Origin of the sequence: Kitasatospora sp. NPDC001540, from assembly GCF_042894345.1 — a bacterium.
Lineage (GTDB): Bacteria > Actinomycetota > Actinomycetes > Streptomycetales > Streptomycetaceae > Kitasatospora > Kitasatospora phosalacinea_C.
Window position 1 is genome coordinate 50,176 of record NZ_JBIAVO010000041.1, and the last position, 17,614, is coordinate 67,789.

Genomic DNA, 17,614 nt, shown 5'->3' on the forward strand with positions numbered 1-17,614 from the left:
GGTCGGGCCGGGTGGCGGGCCGGCTCCGGGGTGCTCCGGAGCCGGTTCGACCTGGGGGGTCGCGATGCAGTACAGTCTGTCTTGTTCGCAGGCGAGAGCAGGCGGGCAAGGATCAGAACACTGGTCCCGTGGAGCAGTTGGTTAGCTCGCCACCCTGTCAAGGTGGAGGTCGCGGGTTCAAGTCCCGTCGGGATCGCAGTAGCGCAGGGCCCGGAACCGTGAGGTTCCGGGCCCTATAGCGTTTTCGGGCGCCGCACAAGATAACGCGGCTGTGATCACCGTCACTGAACACCTTTCGCGATGTGACGCGGGGAGCAACTCCGCAAAGTACCCTGATTTAATATATAAAATTGTACTAGCTTTCCCAGTAATCCCCCCCTCCCCAGTCACCCCAAAGGGAATCGCGCGTTCCGCGCCCGGCCGCCCGTCCGGCCGGCCCCGGACACGACCGAGGGCCGCCCCTTCCGACCCGGCGGAGTCGGAAGGGCGCGGCCCTCGGGCTGTCGGCGGCACCCCGGCCCGGCGGAGTCGGGGGGCTGCCTGGAAGAACGGGAATCAGACCTCGGTGCGCTGGGCCGGAATACCGGCCAGCAGGGCACGCACCTCCGCCTCGCGGTAGCGGCGGTGGCCGCCGAGAGTCCGGATCGACGTGAGCTTGCCTGCCTTGGCCCAGCGGGTCACGGTCTTCGGGTCCACGCGGAACATGGTGGCGACCTCTGCCGGCGTCAGCAGGGGCTCGGCGTCAGGGGTACGAGCGGTCATGAGCGGCCTCCTCGGGAGAACCGAACCAGGGCGGTTCTATCCTTCAAATTCTGCACCTTGGCCCGCGATGCCCGAAATGGCACGGACGGGCCGAGTCGGTTATAGGACGAACGGCTTGTCCTGGTGTCTACAACTACACCATCCGTCCAGCCCCATCGGCCAAACCGTCAAAATTGACCCCTCACGGGTTCAAGAGCGACGGAAGGCCCCGGACCACCCCATAGCGGACAGTCACGCAGTGGTGACGTCCGGTCACGGTGCGACACGCTGTACGGCCTTGGGTTGGTTGTCCCATTTTGGCACATAGGTCTGAGTTCGCGTCAACGGTGAGTTGTATCACGTTCCATGGGGATTGACCCGATCCGGGACCATGGTCCCGGAAACCGTGGCAATGGTACGGACCATCCTCCCCCGCCGCACCGACATTCGGCCAGGGGCAATTTCCTGACGCCCCGTCACCCCCGCCGCCCTCCCGCGCCCCGCCTCCCCCGGCCGGTTCAGGAGGCCTGCCGCAGCGCCAGCACCCGCCGCCAGCGCGCCGTGAGCCCCTCGTAGGCCCGCAGCGCCGCCCCGGTGTCCCCGGCCCGCAAGGAGCCCAGCCCGTCCGCCAGTTCGCCCACCGAGCGCTCCTGGGCCAGCCCCCGCGGGCCCAGCAGCCGGGCCAGGCCGCCGTAGTCCAGCTCCACCAGCGAGCGCGGGTGGAACTCCTCCAGCCACCGCCCGACCTCCTCCGCGCCGTCCCCCAGCGACCCGCCCGGCGTCCGCTCCCGCAGCACCCGGTAGGCCCGGGCCACCCGGCGGCGGGCCTGCACCATCGACGTCAGGTAGAACAGCGCGGCCGGCTCCGGCCGCTCGCCCTCCCCCGAGGAGCCGTACTCGCCCTCCGGCACGTGCTGCCGGTCCTCCTCGCCGAACGGCAGGAACCAGCGCAGCGGCACCTCCCAGCGGCTGGTGGCGATCCACGGCCGGGCGTCCGGGTGCTCCAGCTGCCACTGCGCCCGGTCCGCCTCCGCGGCCGCCCGCAGGGCCGGGGGCAGCACGGTGTCCACCAGGTGCGCGGGCAGCGTCCGCTGCAGCTCCTGCAGGGCCAGCCAGCCGCGCAGCCGGGTCGTCCACGGGCAGACGTAGACCACCCCGTCCAGCACCCGCACGTACGCCCGCTCGTCCTCCTTCTCGGGCAGCGGACGGGGCGTCAGGCCCGCCAGACCGGCCAGCGCGGCCCGCTGCTCGGCCAGCGCCGCCGCGGTGACCGGCCGCCCCGGCCCCTCCGCGTCGGGGCCGTGCTCGGCGGCGTACGCCTGCCAGCGGGCGCGGTCGGGCTCGGGGAAGGCCGCCAGCGGCTCGTAGACCCGAAGCTGCGCGGTGTACGGAGGAAGCACGGTCGTGCGCCAAGCGGTCACGCTCCGCATCGTCGCACGCGCCCGCAGGAACCGTCAGGGTGTCGTGCGAACGGCTTCGGTCGTTGTGTTCCCGGGGCCTCCGGGGGCAGATTCGAAGGCGACCCCGGCACTAGGCTTCTGTCCAGACGCCCGCACCACCGCCGCGGGCCATCCCTACTGGAGTCACCACAGTGACCGACGTACACACCACGCACCCCGCACCAGGCGTGCTGGGCCGAGTCTTCGGCACCGACCGGGACGGCGAGGGCCACGAGCAGGTCGTGCTCTGCCACGACCGCTCCTCCGGCCTCAAGGCGATCATCGCCGTCCACTCCACCGCCCTCGGCCCCGCCCTCGGCGGCACCCGCTTCTTCCCGTACGCGACCGAGGAGGAGGCGCTGCAGGACGCGCTGAACCTCTCGCGCGGGATGAGCTACAAGAACGCCCTCGCCGGGCTCGACCTCGGCGGCGGCAAGGCCGTCATCATCGGCGACCCGAACAAGGACAAGAACGAGGCGATGCTGCGCGCCTACGGGCGCTTCGTGCAGTCCCTGCGCGGCCGCTACGTCACCGCCTGCGACGTGGGCACCTACGTCCAGGACATGGACGTGGTGGCCCGGGAGACCGAGTTCGTCACCGGCCGCTCGCCCGAGCACGGCGGCGCCGGGGACTCCTCCATCCTCACCGCCTTCGGCGTCTTCCAGGGCATGCGCGCCTCCGCCCGGGCCCGCTGGGGCCAGCCGACCCTGCGCGGCAGGCGGGTCGGCGTGGCCGGGGTCGGCAAGGTCGGCCACTACCTGGTCGGCCACCTGCTGGAGGACGGCGCCACCGTGGTCGTCACGGACGTCTCCGAGGCCGCCGTGAACCGCGTCCGGGCCGCCCACCCGGAGGTCGAGGTGGTGGCCGACACCGCCGCCCTGCTGAACGCCTCGCTGGACGTCTACGCCCCGTGCGCGCTCGGCGGCGCGCTCACCGACGAGAGCGTCGCGGCGCTCGGCGCGGCCGGCACCTCGATCGTCTGCGGCGCGGCCAACAACCAGCTCGCCCACCCCGGCGTCGAGAAGGACCTCGCCGACCGCGGCATCCTCTACGCCCCCGACTACCTGGTGAACTCCGGCGGCGTGATCCAGGTCGCCGACGAGATCGAGGGCTTCAACTTCGACCGGGCGAAGAACAAGGCGACGAGGATCTTCGACACCACGCTGGAGATCTTCACCCGCGCCGCCGCCGACGGCGTGCCCCCGGCGGTGGCCGCCGACCGGCTCGCCGAGAAGCGGATGCGCGAGATCAGCGCGCTCCGCTCGGTGCTGCTCCCGGGCGCCCGCCGGGGCTGACCCGCGACCGCCCGTGCGCGCGGGGCCGGCACCGCCCGGCCCCGCGCATCACGATGTGGAACCGGATTCTCAGTCCGTCCCCCGATCGGGCGATACCGCGCCCCCTTCGGGGGATAATCTCTGCAGGAACGACGGGTCCGGCCACGTGCCGGACAGCCTGCGAAAGCCCCGTAATTCCCCTCTGACCTGGGCCGACCCGGTTCGGGGGGGCCAGGGTGCGCGCCACGTGACACCGGCGACGTACCGTCCGGCGGCGGAAACAGGTACCGTTAATGCTCCAAGGGACGGTTTCCCACTTCGGGCAGACCGGACCTGATCATCAACACGTGTCAGACTCGGGGCCGTGAGCCCCACCGTTGAGGGGGTCGACCCATGGGGCGCGGCCGGGCCAAGGCCAAGCAGACGAAGGTCGCCCGCGAGCTGAAGTACAACAGCGGCGGGTTCGACGCTAACCGTCTGTCTCACGAGCTGGGTGTATCTCCGTCCACCGCGATCGAGCCTGAACCGATCGAGGACGACGACGAGGACGACCCCTACGCGGCGTACGCCGACAGGTACAACGACGACGACGATGACGACGAGGACACCCCTCCGGCTCGTCGCCGCGCCTGACGTTCTCCGACCGGGCCGGTCCGAGCGCTCCCCGTGAGCGCCGGGCCGGTTTTCGGCGTCCCCGCGCGGGGCACCGGCCGGAGGGCGGACGCGGAGGGCCCCGCCGCAGCGCGACGGGGCCCCCTCGACGTGCCTCGGCTCAGAACGCCTCGTAGGCGTTGTACAGCGCGGCGCCGCCCTCGTGCTCGTCGGTGCGCTCGACCACGTCGCCCAGCAGCCAGGCCTCCACGTCGCGGTCCTCCAGGACGGCGAGCACGGTGTCGACCGACTCCGGCGGGACGACGGCGACCATGCCGACGCCCATGTTGAGGGTCTTCTCGATCTCCAGGGTCCGCATCGCGCCGACCTCGGCGATGGTGCGGAAGACCGGAAGCGGCGTCCAGGTGCCGCGGTCCAGGCGGGCGTGCAGGCCGTCCGGGATGACCCGGGCCAGGTTGGCGGCCAGGCCGCCGCCGGTGACGTGCGAGAAGGCGTGGACCTCGGTGGCGCGGGTCAGCGCCAGGCAGTCCAGCGAGTAGATCCTCGTCGGCTCCAGCAGCTCCTCGCCGAGGGTGCGGCCGAACTCCTCGACCCGGCGGTCCAGCGACCAGCCGGCCTGGTTCAGCAGCACGTGCCGGACCAGCGAGTAGCCGTTGGAGTGCAGGCCGGAGGCGGCCATCGCGATCACCACGTCGCCCGCGCGGACCCGGTCCGGGCCCAGCAGCGCGTCGGCCTCGACCACGCCGGTGCCCGCGCCCGCGACGTCGTACTCGTCCGGGCCGAGCAGGCCCGGGTGCTCGGCGGTCTCGCCGCCGACCAGCGCGCAGCCGGCCAGCGTGCAGCCCTCGGCGATGCCCTTGACGATCGCGGCGACCCGCTCCGGGACGACCTTGCCGACGCAGATGTAGTCGGTCATGAACAGCGGCTCGGCGCCGCACACCACCAGGTCGTCGACGACCATCGCGACCAGGTCGTGGCCGATGGTGTCGTGCTTGTCCATGGCCTGGGCGATGGCGACCTTGGTGCCGACGCCGTCGGTGGCGGTGGCCAGCAGCGGGCGCTCGTAGCGCTTGAAGGCGGAGGCGTCGAACAGTCCGGCGAAGCCGCCGAGCCCGCCGACCACCTCGGGCCGGTTGCTCTTCTTCACCCACTGCTTCATCAGCTCGACGGCACGGTCGCCGGCCTCGATGTCGACACCCGCGGCGGCGTAGGTCGCCCCGGTCTCGTTGCTGGTCACTCGATGTGGCCCTTTCGAAGTGGTGGTGCTGCCTCCCCCGGCCGCGGCCGGGAGGGTGCCCCCGGCCCCGTGCCGGGGGCGGTGCGCACGGTTACGGGCGCCGCAGCGCGTCCGCCGCGCCGGCGCCGCCCAGCAGCGACTGCACGCCGTCGAGGTCGCTGGTCTGCTTGCTGCCGCGGACGGGCTGCTTGGCCTGGTAGCCGGGGCTCGCCGCACCGGCAATTTCGGCCTCGAGCAGGAGCTTGCCGAGCAGCGCCGGGTCGGGCAGCTCCATCGGGTACTCGCCGTCGAAGCAGGCCCGGCAGAGCTGGTCCTTGGGCTGCTTGGTGGCCTCGATCATCCCGTCGATCGAGATGTAGGCCAGCGAGTCGGCGCCCAGCGAGCGGCCGATCTCCTCGACCGACAGGCCGTTGGCGATCAGCTCGGCGCGGGTGGCGAAGTCGATGCCGAAGAAGCACGGCCACTTCACCGGCGGCGAGGAGATCCGGATGTGGACCTCGGCCGCCCCGGCCTCGCGCAGCATCCGGACCAGCGCGCGCTGGGTGTTGCCGCGGACGATCGAGTCGTCCACGACCACCAGGCGCTTGCCCCGGATGACCTCCTTGAGCGGGTTCAGCTTGAGCCGGATGCCGAGCTGGCGGATGGTCTGGTTCGGCTGGATGAAGGTGCGGCCCACGTAGGCGTTCTTCACCAGGCCGGAGCCGAACGGGATGCCGCTGGCCTCGGCGTAGCCGATCGCGGCGGGGGTGCCGGACTCCGGTGTCGCTATCACCAGGTCGGCCTCGACCGGGGACTCCGCGGCCAGCCGACGGCCCATCTCCACCCGGGAGAGGTGCACGTTGCGGCCGGAGATGGTGGTGTCCGGGCGGGCCAGGTAGACGTACTCGAAGACGCAGCCCTTGGGCTTGGCCTCGGCGAAGCGCGAGGTGCGCATGCCGTTCTCGTCGATGGCGATCAGCTCGCCGGGCTCGACCTCGCGGATGAAGCTGGCGCCGACGATGTCGAGGGCGGAGGTCTCGGAGGCCACCACCCAGCCGCGCTCGATCCGGCCGAGCACCAGCGGGCGGATGCCCTGCGGGTCGCGGGCGGCGTAGAGCGTGTGCTCGTCCATGAAGACCAGCGAGAAGGCGCCCTTGACGCCGGGCAGCACCTTGCGGGCCGTCTCCTCGATGGTCAGGTCCGGGTGGCCGGCCAGCAGGGCGGTCAGCAGGTCGGTGTCGTTGGTGGCCGCGGTCCGGCCGGAGCGGGAGACGTGCTCCTCGCCCGGCAGTTCGGCGACCATCGCCGCGAGTTCGGCGGTGTTGACCAGGTTTCCGTTGTGGCCGAGGGCCAGCGAGCCGTGGACGGTCGCGCGGAAGGTCGGCTGGGCGTTCTCCCAGACCGAGGACCCGGTGGTCGAGTAGCGGGCATGTCCGACGGCGATATGCCCGTGCAGCGACCCCAGGGAGGTCTCGTCGAAGACCTGGGAGACGAGTCCCATGTCCTTGAAGACGAGAATCTGGGAGCCGTTGCTCACTGCGATGCCCGCGGATTCCTGTCCGCGGTGCTGCAGGGCATAGAGGCCGAAGTACGTGAGCTTCGCGACCTCTTCGCCGGGAGCCCAGACACCGAAGACGCCGCAAGCGTCCTGGGGGCCCTTCTCGCCGGGGAGGAGGTCGTGGTTGAGTCGTCCGTCACCACGTGGCACGTCTCCGAGTCTAGGGCAGCCGGGGCGAACGGCCTGATGGCAGCCTCCTGGTACGCGCGTAGATACCGCCTCTTACCAGCTTTTCGCACAACGGGGGGCCGGGTTCACGCCCTTGTCATCAGGCCTTCGCACGGTGGACGGGCGGACGAACGTGAGCCTGCTCACCCTGGGTGACCGGGAGCGCCCCGGGTGCTCAGGCGGCGGGCAGCAGCAACCGCCAGGAGGCGGGACGGACCGTCCAGGTGCGGTGCCGGACCGGGCCGACCGGGCAGCCGTCGGCCTCGTAGCCGAAGTCGCGCCCGACCACGGTGAGCAGGCCGGCCCGGTGGCGCTGCGGGCGGCCGTCGAGGTCCAGGGCGAGCTCCATCGCGCCGTCGACCATCGCCACCCGCAGGTGGCGGACCCGCTGGTGGACGTCGGCCAGCAGGCGGCCGTCGGCCTCGATCCGCAGCTCCTCCGGGCGGGAGGGGCTCGCCTGCTCGGCCGCAGCCAGTTTCGCCCATAGCGAACGCCAACCACCCGGTCGGCCCTGGCGCGGCCCGGTGAAGCGCACCTCGGCCAGCACCACGCCGCCGCCGTCGTCCAGCAGCAGGTCCAGGCGCCGGGCGGTGCCGCCCAGCACCGCCCGGGCCGCCGCGACCGGCTCGGCGGGCACCCCGAGCAGCCGGGCGGTGGCGGTGGCCACCGGGCCGCCCACCGGGACGAGGCCCACCGGGCCGGCGTCCAGCTCGCGCTGCCGGTGCAGGGCCTGCAGCACCCGCTGCAGCGCCTGGTCGGAGCCGATCACCACGGCCCGCCGCCGCCCCCGGTGCGCCAGCACCCGGTCCAGCTCGGACGGGCTCTCCGGCAGCGCGACCTTCACGTCGGCGCCGCCGCACAGCACGTCCTTGGCGATCCGCACCGACTCGCCGTCGGCCTCCCGCGCCGAGGGGTCGAGCAGCACCAGCAGCGGCCCGGGGCCCCCGGTGTCGTCCGGGGGGCGGGATACGGGCGTGGACAGCGACGACACGACCGGTCCTTCCTCAGGTAATCTCTCGGTGCAAGAGCCCCTTGCGCCGTTGCGCCAGGGGCTTCGTCCATCTCGGGCCAGACTGCGGTCTACGCAGGATGCCCCAACCGGAAGGGGTGTACGCCTGTGCCGGCACTCGTGCTCGTTGGTGCCCAGTGGGGAGACGAGGGCAAGGGGAAGGCCACCGACCTCCTCGGCGGCTCCGTCGACTACGTCGTCCGCTACCAGGGCGGCAACAACGCCGGTCACACGGTGGTCATCGGCGACCAGAAGTACGCCCTGCACCTGCTGCCCTCCGGCATCCTCAGCCCCAACGTCGTGCCGGTGATCGGCAACGGCGTCGTGATCGACCCGGGCGTGCTGCTCTCCGAGCTCAAGGGCCTGGACGAGCGCGGCATCGACACCTCGAAGCTGCTGATCTCCGGCAACGCGCACCTGATCACCCCGTACCACCGGACGCTGGACAAGGTCACCGAGCGCTTCCTCGGCAAGCGCCGGATCGGCACCACCGGCCGCGGCATCGGCCCCGCCTACGCGGACAAGATCAACCGCGTCGGCATCCGGGTCCAGGACCTGTTCGACGAGTCGATCCTGCGCCAGAAGATCGAAGCCGCGCTGCACGACAAGAACCAGCTGCTGGTGAAGCTCTACAACCGGCGCGCGATCCCGGCCGAGCTGGTGCTCGAGGAGTACCTGGGCTACGCGGACAAGATCAAGCCGTACCTGGCCGACACCACCCTCGTCCTGGACGAGGCGCTGAAGGCGAACAAGGTCGTCCTGCTGGAGGGCGGCCAGGGCACCCTGCTGGACGTGGACCACGGCACGTACCCGTTCGTCACCTCGTCGAACCCGACCTCCGGCGGCGCCTGCACCGGCTCCGGCATCGGCCCGACCAAGATCGACCGGGTCATCGGCATCCTCAAGGCCTACACCACCCGCGTCGGCTCGGGCCCGTTCCCGACCGAGCTGCTGGACGCCGACGGCGACGCGCTGCGCCGGATCGGCGGCGAGCGCGGCGTCACCACCGGCCGCGACCGGCGCTGCGGCTGGTTCGACGCGGTGATCGCCCGCTACGCGACCCGGGTCAACGGCCTGACCGACTTCTTCCTCACCAAGCTGGACGTGCTGACCGGCTGGGAGCAGATCCCGGTCTGCGTCGCGTACGAGATCGACGGGCAGCGGGTCGAGGAACTCCCGTACAACCAGTCGGACTTCCACCACGCGAAGCCGATCTACGAGAACCTGCCCGGCTGGAGCGAAGACATCTCGAAGGCGAAGACCTTCGCCGACCTGCCGAAGAACGCGCAGGCCTACGTGAAGGCGCTGGAGGAGATGTCCGGCGCCCCGATCTCGGCGATCGGCGTCGGCCCCGGCCGGACCGAGACCATCGAGATCAACTCCTTCCTGTAGGCCCGGAAGGCGCCCGCGAGAGGCCCGGCACCCCCGCCGCGGGGGTGCCGGGCCTCTCGCACGCCGCGAGACATTTGCACTAGTGCAGATGTGACTTGCTCCTGGTGCAATGAGACCCTACGGTGGGGCGCATGACCGCGAAGCTGCCCGCACCCGTCGTCCTCACCGGCCGCCACGTCCGGCTGGAGCCGCTGACCCGCGCCCACGTCCCCGACCTGTTCGCGGCCGGTGGCGGGGACGAGGAGGTGTGGCGGTGGATCCCGGTGCCCGTGCCGCGCACCGAGGCGGAGATGGCCGAGGTCATCGACGCCCGGCTCGCCGACCGGACCTGCACGCCGTTCGCGGTGGTGGCGGTGGGCAGCGGGCGGGCGGTCGGGGTGAGCTGCTACTTCGACGCCAGCGCCGAGGAGGAGCAGGTGGAGATCGGCGGCACCTGGTACGGCCGCGCGGTGTGGCGGACGGCGGTCAACACCGAGGCCAAGCTGCTGCTGCTCGCGCACGCCTTCGAGGACCTCGGCCTGGGCCGGGTCTGCTGGAAGACCGACCACCTCAACGAGCGCTCGCAGAACGCGATCCGGCGGCTCGGCGCCTCCTACGAGGGCACCTTCCGGCGCGCCAAGCGGCGGCCGGACGGCAGTTGGCGCGACAGCGTGTACTTCTCGATGCTGGCCGACGAGTGGCCCGCCGCCAAGGCCCGGCTGACCGAGCGGCTGGCGGCCGGCTGAGGGCCGGCCGGACGGGTCAGTAGATGGCGGCGGAGACGATCGCCGCCACGGCCAGGTTGGTGGAGGCGGTCACCCAGACCGCCGGGTGCGGCTCGGGGTCGACCAGCAGTTCGCCGAGCCGACCGGGCGTGACCAGGTCCAGCAGCCAGAACGAGACGGCCATCAGCAGCAGTCCGAACAGGCCGAACACCGCGGCCGCGACCAGGCCCTTCACGAACTCCTGGTAGGTCGACATCACCGCGGTGAACACGATCGCGCCGATCGCCAGCAGCGCCGAGCTGAGCACCACGGCCGCGTTGCGGTTGCGCTCGACCCAGATCTGGTGGCCCAGCCGACCGGGCGTCAGCGCGTCCACCAGCAGCACGCCGAGCAGCAGCAGCACCAGGCCGACCGCGCCGTACGCCGCCGCGTGACCCAGCTGGTGAAGGATGTCGTCCATCCGCTCCGCCCCTCCTGCCCGTCCGCTCGCCGGCCCCGTGCCGAGGACCGGCACAACATAGCGCACGGGGCGGGCGCGGACGGGGGCCGTGCCTCAGTCGTTGTGCTCGACCAGGCGGTCCAGGCAGACCGCGATCGCGATCATCAGCGGGACGTCGACGCCGTCCTCGACCTCCACGCCGTAGGTGTCGCGGATCCGGAACCACTTGCGGGAGATCTCGGCGAGGCGGTGGCCGTCGCCCTTGACGGTGTACTCCTTGTCGATCAGGTCGCCGTGCACCTCGTACTCGCCGCCGCCCTCCAGCTCCACGTGGTACTTGTCGTGGAACGGGGTGAACAGCTTCTTGCGGACGGTCGCGACCACGTCCCCGTCCGCGTTCTCGATCTTCATCGCGTCGCGGACGGTCAGCACCTTCTCCCGGATGGTGGCGACCGTGTTGCCCGCGGTGTCCCGCAGTTCGAAGGTGTCGCGCACCCGCAGCACCTTGCCGTCCACCAGGAACGCCTTCTCGCCGTGCTCGTCCTCGACCCAGTAGTCGTCGCCGACCGCGAAGAGGCGCTCCTTGACCACGAACTTCCGACCCATGTCCCCGACTCCTCGTCTGGTGCTCGCCGGCCCGCCGTCGGGCGGCACCCGACATGGTGCCACCGGCTCCTACGTGAGGTCCCACAACAGGCGGTAGTAGGCGAGGCGTTCGGCGTCCGGCTCGACGCCGTACGCCTCCAGCAGGGGACGCTCCCAGCCCGGGCCGTAGTTCCACACCGTGCTCCAGGACGCCACCGCCAGGTCCGCCCAGCGGTCGGCCCGGCCGATCGCGCCCAGGTCCACGTGCCCGGACGGGCGGCCGTCGGCGCCGACCAGGGTGTTGGGCGCGCAGGCGTCGCCGTGGCAGACCACCTCGACGTCGACCGGCGGCGGGTCGGCGAGCACCGCCAACGCCCGCTCCACGGTGCCGTGGTGGCGCACGTCCGGGTGCCAGTCGGCCGGGTCGCGGCGCAGCGCGACCGCCCGGGCGACCCGGCCCGGCGCCGACCAGTCGTACGGGCACCCGGCCACCGGCAGCGCCTCGTGGAAGGCCCGCAGGCCCGCGCCGACCGCCCGCACCGCCGTCGCCGGATCCCGCTTCCACACCTCGTCCACCGCCGAACGCCCCGGCAGCCCCGCCGTCAGCAGCCAGGTGCCCGTCCCGTCGCCGCCCAGCGCCAGCACCTCCGGGACGGTGGTGAACCGGCCCGCCCAGCCCATCCGCTCGGCCTCCGCCGCCAGGTCCGCCGGGCTGCCGACCGGCGCCCACTTCACGAACCGCCGCCCCGGCCCGTCCCCGAGCCGGAACGTCACCCCGTGCAGCTCGTTCCGCCACACCGCGACGATCGGCTCGCCCGCGGCCAACTCGACGACGGGGGGCGGCACTTCGACCTCACCCTCCGGTACGTACGCGATCATCCGGCCATTGTCGCGCGGCGGCGGCCGGACGTCACCCGGGTTTCCGGCCGGGAACCGGGGCCGACCCCGGGGCGTACTACCGGCTACCGGTACGGAGAACGGGGGCAGCACGTGCTCGACGACGTCCACGACGCACCACTCGGCGAACGGCCCGGCGGGGCGCCCGGCGAACTGCTCGGCACCGGCCGGACCGCCGACGTCTTCGCGCTGCCCGACGGCCGGGTGCTGCGCCGCTACCGCACCGGGGCCGACGCCCGCGGCGAGGCCGAGCTGATGGCGCACCTCGCCGGGCACGGCTACCCGGTGCCCGCGGCGTGGCCCGGCGACCGGCCCACGGACCTGCTGATGGAACGGCTGGACGGCCCCACCATGGCGCAGGCCGTCACCACCGGCGCGCTCGCCCCCGACGCCGCCGGGCGGATACTCGCCGACCTGCTGCGCCGCCTGCACGCCGTCCCGCCGCGCACCGCCGCCCGGCCCGGCGACCGGCTGCTCCACCTCGACCTGCACCCCGAGAACGTCCTGCTCACCGCCCGCGGACCGGTCGTCATCGACTGGGCCAACGCCACCGAGGGCGACCCCGGCCTGGACGGCGCGATGAGCGCCCTCGTCCTCGCCCAGGCCCTGCTCGGCATGCCGCCCGAGTACGCCGAGGCCGCCCCCGCCCTCCTGGTCCCCCTGCTGCGCGGCCTCCCCCCGCTCACCGCCCACCACCTCGCCGCTGCCCGCGACCGCCGCGCCGCCGACCCGATGCTCGACGCCGCGGACCACGGGCGGCTGGACGCGGCCCTCGCCCTGGTCCGCGCCTGCGCGGCGGAAGCGGCGGAGGCGGGGTAGCGGGCGGGCCGCCGGTCAGGCGCCTGCGGTTGCGGTCTCGGTCTCGGTCCCGGTCTCGGCGAGCAGGCCGGTCAGGAACTCCAGCCGGGCGCTCGCCGGGCCGGTCCGCCGGGCCGTGGCCAGCGCGGCGCGGGCCTCCTCGGCACGCCCCGCCCGGTGCAGGGCCAGTGCCAGCGTCGCGTACGCCATGCTGCGGCGCAGCGGAGGGCTGGCGACGGCCGCCGCCGAGCGGGCCTCGTCGACGGCCGGGCCGGTGCGGCCGTGGGCGAGGTGGTCCAGGGCGGTCAGGTCGGTGCCGGTGCGGAGGTCGCGCGGCAGGTGGCGGGCCACCGCGTACCGGGTGTGGAAGGCGGCGCGGTCGGCGTCGGTGGCGGCGCCGGTCTCGTCCAGGTAGGCCAGCGCCCGGGCGTGCAGCAGGGCGGTGTGCTCCTCGCCGACGGCGGTGAACTCCGCCGCCCTGTCGGCCAGTTCGCGGTAGCGGCCCTCGGCGAGCAGCACGCTCAGCTCGGCCTCCCGGGTCTCGGGGCTCTCCGGCAGCGCGTCCAGCAGGCGGCGGGCCTCGGGAACGTCGCGCTGGAGCGTCGCCAGCACCTCCGACAGGTCCGCGGGGAGGGGCCCGGAGGCGGGGCCCGAGCTGACCGCGACCGTCAGCAGCACCGGCCGGACCGCCCCGAGCAGGCACAGCACCGCGGCGGACCGGCCGAAGCCACCGCCCACCAGGGCCAGCAGGGACGCAACCGACCCGGCCGCCCCGAGGAACAGCAGCAGGGCGGGGACCAGCCGCCCGGGCCGCAGCGGCTCCCCGGTCCGGGTGCCGAGGGCGACGGGGGCCAGCACCGGCAGCGGGATCCGCCGCAGGTAGCGCGGCCCGCTCCGTCCCAGCGCGGCGCGCACCACCCTCCCGACGCCGAACGACCAGCCGACCGCCCGCAGCCCGAACCACCGCCCCGGCCCGGCCAGGTAGCCCGCCCACAACCACCGCAGGGCGTACGTCCCGGCGAGGGCTCCGGCGGCGGTCGGCAGCACCGCCGTCCCGCCGCCGCCCGCGTAGGGCAGGCACAGCGCCACGACGGCCGCGGCCAGGAGCACCCGGTACGTCTTGTCCACCAGCGTCCAGCGCCGGAGCAGTTGCTTCCTCACGGCGGGCGATCGTGCCAGAGCCCCGGGCGCGGGCCGCACCCGGGGTCTCCCGGTCCGCGGCCGTCCGGCTGGACCTGGAGCCGCCGCCGGGCCGGGTGCGGCGCGCCGTCCGGCTCCTGGTCGACCTCTCGCTGGCGTTCGCCGCGCCGTTCGGGGTGATCGGGCTCTGCGGCCTGTCCAGCTGGGTGCTCACCCTCGGCTGACCCCGTGCCCCGGAACTCTCCCGGAACCCTCCGGAACCGGCGGCGCCACCGAACGGTCCTGCACGGGTGGAGAGTTGGGGCACGAAGCGCTCCGACCGAAGCCGGCCGCGCGAACACACCAGGAGCGACGATGCGATTCCCACGGGTGCCCGACCGCCACCGGCGCCGGACGGGCGTGCTGCTCGCCGTCGCCGCCCCGCCCGCCCTGACCGGCCTGGCCTGCTGGGCACCGGCGCGGGTCACGAGGACGTCTGCGCCGGTGCGGGCCTCGCGGTGCTGGCCGCCTCCCTGTTCGGGCTGGCCGCGCTGCGGGCGGGCTGGGCGCGGACGACGGCGGCCGGGCTGTGCGGGTTCGCGCTGCTGCTGCTGCCGGGCTGGCTGCTCACCGACCAGCTGCGGCAGCACCGGGGCGTGCTCGCCGAGGTCACGGTGACGGGGGCGCACCGCACGGACGGCCTGTTCTCCGCCCCGTCCTGGGTCTGCGACGTCCGGCGCACCGACGGACGCCCGCTGGCGCACCCGGTCGCCCCCTCCTGCGGCCCGTCCGCCACCGGCACCACGCTGACCCTCCTGGTGGACCCGGCCGGCTGGCTGCCCCCCGCCTCCGCCGAGCGCAGCAACTGGGACGACCCCTCCCCCGTCCCGGACCTCGCCCTGATCGCCCTCGTCCTCACCGCCTGGCCCTGGATCACCCTGCGCACCACCGCCCCGCGCCCCGCGCGCTGAAGGCGCCCGCGGACGTCACGCCCCGGCCGGAGGGCGGGCGTGCTCCTCCCCCTCCTCCCCGGCTGCGGCGGCGGACGCCCGCGGCAGCGCGGGGCCGACCAGGTCGCCCGGCGGCGCGGCGAGGGCCGGGTCCGCCGCCACGATCCCGGGGTAGCGGCGGTTCAGCCCGCCCAGCCAGTACCCGGCCCGCTCGGCACCCGCCCGCTCGACCTCGCTCCCCGCCAGCGCCAGCGCGTCCACCGCGTCGCGCACCCGCTGCACCCCGAACGCGTTCATCGCCGCGTCGAGGTAGTAGCGGTTGTAGCTCGGGTCCCGCTCGTAGACCGCCGCCCGCGCCAGGGCGTCGAGCGCCTCCGCGGGCAGCACCATGCCCTCGCGGCACCCCTGGAACACCTTGACCAGCACCCGGTGGTCCTTCAGCAGGTCGTACCGCGGCCCCAGCCTGATCCGCAGCCCGAGCGCCCGCACCACGTCCGCCAGCGCCAGCGCGTACAGCCGCCGCCGCTCCTCCTCCACCCCCGCCGGGTCCTCCCCGTCCACCACCGACTCCTCCCGTCGAACTCCCGCGCGGAATGCTGCCACGGCGCGATGGGGTTGACTGGGGTCATGACTTCTCGTGCACGCGTCCGCGCCCCCGAACTGGTGGGCAAGGGCGGATGGCTGAACACCGGGGGCAAAGACCTGTCCCTGGTGGACTTCCGCGGCAAGATCGTGATCGCGGACTTCTGGACCTTCTGCTGCATCAACTGCCTCCACGTCCTGGACGAGCTCCGGGAGTTGGAGGAGAAGCACCGGGACACCGTGGTGATCGTCGGCGTGCACTCGCCGAAGTTCGTCCACGAGGCCGACCACCGGGCGGTGGTCGACGCGGTGGCCCGGTACGAGGTGCACCACCCCGTGCTGGACGATCCCGAGCTGGCGACGTGGAAGCAGTACGCGGTGCGGGCCTGGCCGACGCTGGTGGTGATCGACCCGGAGGGGTACGTGGTCGCCCAGCACGCGGGCGAGGGGCACGCGCACGCGATCGCGAAGCTGGTGGAGGAGCTGGAGGCCGAGCACGCGGCGAAGGGGACGCTGCGGCGCGGCGACGGGCCGTACGTGGCGCCCGAGCCGCAGGCGGGCGACCTGCGCTTCCCGGGGAAGGCGGTGCGGCTGCCGGACGGGCACTACCTGGTCGCGGACTCGGGGCACCACGCGCTGGTGGAGCTGGACGCGGACGGCGAGAGCGTGGTGCGGCGGATCGGCGACGGCGTGCGCGGGCTGGTGGACGGCGCCGAGCCGCGGTTCAGCGAGCCGCAGGGCCTGGCGCTGGTGCCGGAGGGGCTCGACCTGGGCTACGACGTGGTGGTGGCCGACACGGTGAACCACGCGCTGCGCGGCGTCCGGCTCGCCGACGGCTCGGTGACCACGCTGGCGGGCACCGGCAAGCAGTGGTGGCAGGGCTCGCCGACCGCCGGCCCGGCCCGCGGGGTCGACCTGTCCTCGCCGTGGGACGTCGCGTTCTTCGACGGCCGGGTGTGGATCGCGATGGCGGGCGTGCACCAGCTGTGGTCCTTCGACCCGGTGGCGGGGACGGTGCAGGTCGCGGCCGGCACCACCAACGAGGGCCTGGTGGACGGCCCGGCCGACCAGGCCTGGTTCGCCCAGCCCTCCGGCCTGGCGGTGTCCGCGGACGGCGAGCGGATGTGGGTGGCCGACTCGGAGACCTCCGCGCTGCGCTGGGTTTCACGTGGAACCCACGAGGTGCGCACCGCCGTCGGCACCGGCCTGTTCGACTTCGGCCACCGCGACGGCGCCGCCGGGCAGGCGCTGCTGCAGCACCCGCTGGGCGTGACCGTGCTACCGGACGGCTCGGTGGCGGTCAGCGACACCTACAACCACGCGCTGCGGCGCTACGACCCGGCGTCCGGCGAGGTCAGCACGCTGGCCACCGACCTGCGCGAGCCGTCCGGCGCGGTGGTGGTGGACGGCGACATCGTGGTGGTGGAGTCGGCCCGGCACCGGCTGACCAGGCTGCGGCTGCCCGAGGAGGCCGTCCGGGTGGAGGCGGTCGCGCACCGCACCCGGCGGGCCGCGACCGAGGTCGCCCCGGGCGCGCTGCGGCTGGACGTGGTGTTCTCCGCACCGACCGGCCAGAAGCTGGACGAGCGCTACGGCCCCTCGACCCGGCTGCTGGTCAGCTCGACCCCGCCCGAGCTGCTGGTCTCCGGCGCGGGCGCGGACAGCGCGCTCAGCCGCGAGCTGGTGCTCTCCGCCGAGGTCGCCGAGGGCGTGCTGCACGTCTCGGCGATGGCGGCGTCCTGCGACGACGACCCGGAGATCGAGTACCCGGCCTGCCACGTGCACCAGCAGGACTGGGGCGTGCCGGTGAAGCTGGTGGCGGGCGGCGCGAGCCGGCTGCCGCTGGTGCTGGCCGGGATGGAGTGAGACGCGGGCGGGGGGGGGGGGCCCCCCCCCCCCCCCCCCCCCCCCCCCCCCCCCCCCCACCCCCCCCCCCCCCCCGGGCCCCCCCCCCCCCCGGGGGGGGGGGGGCCCCCCCCCCCCCCCCCCCCCCGCCGACCCCCACCACCGCGCCGCGGCCGGGGGGGGCCCCCCCCCCCCCCCCCGCCGCCGCCGCGACCGGCTCGGCGGGCACCCCGAGCAGCCGGGCGGTGGCGGTGGCCACCGGGCCGCCCACCGGGACGAGGCCCAC

The 17,614-nt window shown here is 73.9% G+C and carries 18 protein-coding genes and 1 tRNA gene; 9 read left to right on the forward strand and 10 right to left on the reverse strand.

From position 1 onward, the window contains the following. Nucleotides 1-122: 122 nt before the first annotated feature. A tRNA-Asp gene (locus tag ACFY00_RS32820) sits at nt 123-196 on the forward strand. A gap of 359 nt (nt 197-555) precedes the next feature. Here ACFY00_RS32820 and bldC read toward each other — a convergent pair. Beyond that, nucleotides 556-762: a developmental transcriptional regulator BldC gene (bldC, locus tag ACFY00_RS32825; RefSeq protein ID WP_030459248.1), complete on the reverse strand. Its 207-nt coding sequence runs from the start codon at nt 760-762 to the stop codon at nt 556-558. A gap of 497 nt (nt 763-1,259) precedes the next feature. Further along, on the reverse strand, nt 1,260-2,162 hold the full coding sequence (locus ACFY00_RS32830) for a hypothetical protein (protein WP_388036439.1): 903 nt from the start codon (nt 2,160-2,162) through the stop codon (nt 1,260-1,262). A gap of 170 nt (nt 2,163-2,332) precedes the next feature. Here ACFY00_RS32830 and ACFY00_RS32835 point away from each other — a divergent pair, with 170 nt between their 5' ends. Next, nucleotides 2,333-3,475, forward strand: coding sequence for a Glu/Leu/Phe/Val dehydrogenase dimerization domain-containing protein (locus ACFY00_RS32835; protein ID WP_388036442.1), 1,143 nt, complete (start codon nt 2,333-2,335; stop codon nt 3,473-3,475). 372 nt (nt 3,476-3,847) lie between these two features. After that, entirely contained in the window at nt 3,848-4,087 is a 240-nt protein-coding gene (locus tag ACFY00_RS32840; protein ID WP_033217334.1) for a DUF3073 domain-containing protein, read from the forward strand. 139 nt (nt 4,088-4,226) lie between these two features. On the opposite strand, the gene purM is transcribed toward ACFY00_RS32840, so the two are convergent. The 3 genes from purM to ACFY00_RS32855 form a co-directional block, all read right to left on the reverse strand. Further along, nucleotides 4,227-5,303, reverse strand: coding sequence for a phosphoribosylformylglycinamidine cyclo-ligase (gene purM, locus ACFY00_RS32845; RefSeq protein WP_388036445.1), 1,077 nt, complete (start codon nt 5,301-5,303; stop codon nt 4,227-4,229). A gap of 91 nt (nt 5,304-5,394) precedes the next feature. Beyond that, complete coding sequence (purF, locus tag ACFY00_RS32850) at nt 5,395-6,990, reverse strand: amidophosphoribosyltransferase (protein WP_388036448.1); 1,596 nt, start codon at nt 6,988-6,990, stop codon at nt 5,395-5,397. A 193-nt stretch (nt 6,991-7,183) separates the two neighbouring features. Then, nucleotides 7,184-7,999 (reverse strand): diacylglycerol kinase, encoded by an 816-nt coding sequence (locus ACFY00_RS32855; protein ID WP_388036450.1) that lies wholly within the window; start codon nt 7,997-7,999, stop codon nt 7,184-7,186. 126 nt (nt 8,000-8,125) lie between these two features. On the opposite strand from ACFY00_RS32855, the gene ACFY00_RS32860 reads away from it, so the two are divergent. Together ACFY00_RS32860 and ACFY00_RS32865 are read left to right on the forward strand one after the other, a co-directional pair. Next, complete coding sequence (locus ACFY00_RS32860; RefSeq protein ID WP_388036453.1) at nt 8,126-9,409, forward strand: adenylosuccinate synthase; 1,284 nt, start codon at nt 8,126-8,128, stop codon at nt 9,407-9,409. A 131-nt stretch (nt 9,410-9,540) separates the two neighbouring features. Further along, entirely contained in the window at nt 9,541-10,134 is a 594-nt protein-coding gene (locus tag ACFY00_RS32865) for a GNAT family N-acetyltransferase (RefSeq protein WP_388036456.1), read from the forward strand. A gap of 16 nt (nt 10,135-10,150) precedes the next feature. Here ACFY00_RS32865 and ACFY00_RS32870 read toward each other — a convergent pair whose 3' ends face one another. The 3 genes from ACFY00_RS32870 to ACFY00_RS32880 all read right to left on the reverse strand — a co-directional run bounded on the left by ACFY00_RS32870 (nt 10,151) and on the right by ACFY00_RS32880 (nt 12,016). After that, the gene (locus tag ACFY00_RS32870) at nt 10,151-10,573 is read right to left on the reverse strand and encodes a DUF350 domain-containing protein (protein WP_388036458.1); all 423 of its coding nucleotides are present in this window, start codon (nt 10,571-10,573) and stop codon (nt 10,151-10,153) included. 93 nt (nt 10,574-10,666) lie between these two features. Next, complete coding sequence (locus ACFY00_RS32875; RefSeq protein WP_388036461.1) at nt 10,667-11,158, reverse strand: LURP-one-related/scramblase family protein; 492 nt, start codon at nt 11,156-11,158, stop codon at nt 10,667-10,669. A gap of 69 nt (nt 11,159-11,227) precedes the next feature. Then, nucleotides 11,228-12,016: an aminoglycoside 3'-phosphotransferase gene (locus ACFY00_RS32880; protein WP_388036464.1), complete on the reverse strand. Its 789-nt coding sequence runs from the start codon at nt 12,014-12,016 to the stop codon at nt 11,228-11,230. Nucleotides 12,017-12,127: 111 nt separating this feature from the next. Between ACFY00_RS32880 and ACFY00_RS32885 the strand changes: the two genes are divergently transcribed. Further along, nucleotides 12,128-12,853 carry a phosphotransferase gene (locus tag ACFY00_RS32885; RefSeq protein ID WP_388036467.1) on the forward strand — a complete coding sequence of 242 codons (726 nt, stop codon included), beginning with the start codon at nt 12,128-12,130 and terminating at the stop codon, nt 12,851-12,853. A 15-nt stretch (nt 12,854-12,868) separates the two neighbouring features. Here ACFY00_RS32885 and ACFY00_RS32890 read toward each other — a convergent pair whose 3' ends face one another. Beyond that, nucleotides 12,869-13,993 (reverse strand): hypothetical protein, encoded by a 1,125-nt coding sequence (locus tag ACFY00_RS32890; RefSeq protein WP_388036469.1) that lies wholly within the window; start codon nt 13,991-13,993, stop codon nt 12,869-12,871. A gap of 11 nt (nt 13,994-14,004) precedes the next feature. Here ACFY00_RS32890 and ACFY00_RS32895 point away from each other — a divergent pair, with 11 nt between their 5' ends. Beyond that, nucleotides 14,005-14,196 (forward strand): hypothetical protein, encoded by a 192-nt coding sequence (locus ACFY00_RS32895; RefSeq protein ID WP_388036471.1) that lies wholly within the window; start codon nt 14,005-14,007, stop codon nt 14,194-14,196. Nucleotides 14,197-14,469: 273 nt separating this feature from the next. After that, the gene (locus tag ACFY00_RS32900) at nt 14,470-14,922 is read left to right on the forward strand and encodes a hypothetical protein (protein ID WP_388036474.1); all 453 of its coding nucleotides are present in this window, start codon (nt 14,470-14,472) and stop codon (nt 14,920-14,922) included. A 15-nt stretch (nt 14,923-14,937) separates the two neighbouring features. Here ACFY00_RS32900 and ACFY00_RS32905 read toward each other — a convergent pair whose 3' ends face one another. Further along, a complete protein-coding gene (locus tag ACFY00_RS32905; RefSeq protein WP_388036477.1) occupies nt 14,938-15,504 on the reverse strand; it encodes a hypothetical protein in 567 nt (188 codons plus the stop codon). Nucleotides 15,505-15,528: 24 nt separating this feature from the next. Between ACFY00_RS32905 and ACFY00_RS32910 the strand changes: the two genes are divergently transcribed. Then, nucleotides 15,529-17,349, forward strand: a complete 1,821-nt coding sequence (locus tag ACFY00_RS32910; protein ID WP_388036480.1) for an NHL domain-containing thioredoxin family protein — start codon at nt 15,529-15,531, stop codon at nt 17,347-17,349. Nucleotides 17,350-17,614 lie beyond the last annotated feature (265 nt).